2 protein-coding genes and 1 pseudogene are annotated in these 2,197 nt (G+C 62.5%); 2 read left to right on the forward strand and 1 reads right to left on the reverse strand.

Annotation, left to right across the window (positions count from 1 at the left end):
- Positions 1–350 (reverse strand): annotated as a pseudogene (locus EN893_RS30105) (hypothetical protein); the annotation flags it as partial.
- Between the two features lie 187 nt (positions 351–537).
- Between EN893_RS30105 and EN893_RS30110 the strand changes: the two are divergent.
- Both EN893_RS30110 and EN893_RS30115 read left to right on the forward strand, forming a co-directional pair.
- Positions 538–1,440, forward strand: a complete 903-nt coding sequence (locus tag EN893_RS30110) for a neutral zinc metallopeptidase (protein ID WP_127271204.1) — start codon at positions 538–540, stop codon at positions 1,438–1,440.
- Positions 1,441–1,596: 156 nt separating this feature from the next.
- Positions 1,597–2,197 (forward strand): MFS transporter (locus EN893_RS30115; RefSeq protein WP_164901239.1); only part of this gene is annotated, 601 nt, incomplete at its 3' end.

Below are 2,197 nucleotides of genomic sequence, written 5' to 3' on the forward strand. Positions count from 1 at the left end.
TCGTCGATGTATTTCGGATTGAATTTCTGGCTGGTGGCCTTCGATCTGGCCATGTCGGCGACATAGGGGTCCGGACTGGTCTTCGGCTCGTCGGCGATCTGCTGCTTGACTGTGTCGCGCACCGTCGCCAAAGCCGGTACCGAGAACAGACCGCGATTGTCGACCTCGCGGGTCAGGCCGAGCGCTGGCCCCAGCAGGCGGCTGATCGACAGTCCGCCGCGTTCCAATGCCTGCAAAGTGGCGGGGTCGGTGACGGCAACGCTGGAATCGAGCGTCACCGCGCCGGCTACCGGCGTGCCGAGGCAAAACAACGCCGCAATCAGCGACAGGAACGAACCGATCGTCTTCAAGCCCAATACATCCCCCATCCACGAGCAATGCTACAGGCCTTGCGCACTCTCGGCCAGAGCGGTGAGGCCGTCATGCCAGAACCGCCGCGGTCTGGAAAAATGCTGTGACTTGGAGCAACCATTGAGATAGTTGTTTGTTGGGTTGAGCCCCGCAACAACGGGGAAGTTTGCAGCGCGAGGAGTTGCCATGCTCTGGAGAGGCCGTCGTCAGAGTGACAATATCGAGGACGACCGCAGCGGCGGTGGCGGGCTCGGCGGCGGCGGTGGCCAGTTCCGCATTCCGATCGGCGGCCGCACCGGTGGCGGCGGCAGCATCTTCCTCGTCATCCTGGTGGTGCTGGCCGGATGGTATTTCGGCTTCGATCCGTCGACGATCCTGGGTGGCGGCGGCGGACTGGCGCCGGGCGGCGGCGGCCAGATTACCGAGGACAGCGGCTCTGCTACGCCCGCCAATGATGAGATGAAGCAGTTCGTGGCGACCGTGCTGGCCGAGACCGAGGACACGTGGACCGGGATCTTCAAATCGCAGGGGCTGACATATGAGGACCCGAAGCTGGTGCTGTTCAGCGGCCAAATCCGTTCGGCCTGCGGCTCGGCATCGTCGGCCGCCGGGCCGTTCTATTGTCCGGGCGACCACAAGGTCTATCTCGATACAACCTTCTTCCAGCAACTCGACCAACAGTTCGGCGCCTCTGGCGACTTCGCCCAAGCCTATGTGATCGCGCACGAGGTAGGCCACCACGTGCAGAACTTGACGGGCATTATGTCCAAGTTCAACCAGATGCGGCAAGGCATGGACCAGGCGGAGGCCAACCAGATGTCGGTGCGCATCGAGCTGCAAGCCGACTGCTTCGCCGGCGTGTGGGCGCATTTCACCGGGCAGAAGGGCATCTTGGAGCAGGGCGATTTCGAAGAGGCGCTCAATGCTGCCCAAAAGATCGGCGACGACACGCTGCAGAAGAAGACGCAGGGCTATGTCGTACCGGAAAGCTTCAACCACGGCACCTCGCAGCAGCGGCAGACCTGGCTGGCGCGTGGTTACAAGAGCGGCAAGCTGTCGGATTGCAACACGCTGAGTGGGCCGATCTGACCAGACCGTTTTCAAGCTTCACCTGCCGGCGATGTTGTCGTCAGGGGGTGTCAGGATGACCAGATTCGGCCTGTTCCCGCATTGTTCCTTGCCGCGAGCTCGCCTATAAGCTGCGTCCGCCTGCGCCTGAGGGCGAGCAGAGGAGCTTGACCCAGCATGATCGACCCCAAAACCGCCAGACGGGGCCTTGCGCTCGTCTTCACCACGCTGCTGCTCGACATTATCGGCTTCGGCATGATCATGCCGGTGCTGCCGGCCTATCTCAGGGAATTGACCGGGGTCAGCATCAGTGGCGCGGCGATCGAAGGCGGCTGGCTGTTGTTCGTCTATGCGGCGATGCAGTTCGTCTTCGCGCCGATCATGGGTGGCTTGAGCGACCGGTTCGGGCGGCGGCCGATCCTGCTCGCATCGGTGCTGACCTTCTCCATCGACAATCTGATCTGCGCGGTCGCCTGGTCCTACCCGATGCTGTTCATCGGGCGTGTGCTGGCCGGCATTTCAGGCGCCAGCTATTCGACGACTTCAGCCTTCATCGCGGATATCTCGAACGATGAGAACCGGGCAAAGAATTTCGGCCTGCTCGGTATCGCGTTTGGCGTCGGCTTCGTCATCGGGCCGGTTCTGGGCGGGCTGCTCGGCACGTTCGGGCCGCGCGTGCCATTCTATTTCGCCGCCGGGCTCGCCTTCGTGAATTTCCTCATTGCGTTGTTTTCCCTCCCGGAAACGCTCGATGACAAGCATCGCCGCCGCTTCGAGT

The sequence above is a fragment of the Mesorhizobium sp. M7A.F.Ca.CA.004.04.2.1 genome (assembly GCF_004022825.1).
In the GTDB taxonomy this organism is placed as follows: domain Bacteria; phylum Pseudomonadota; class Alphaproteobacteria; order Rhizobiales; family Rhizobiaceae; genus Mesorhizobium.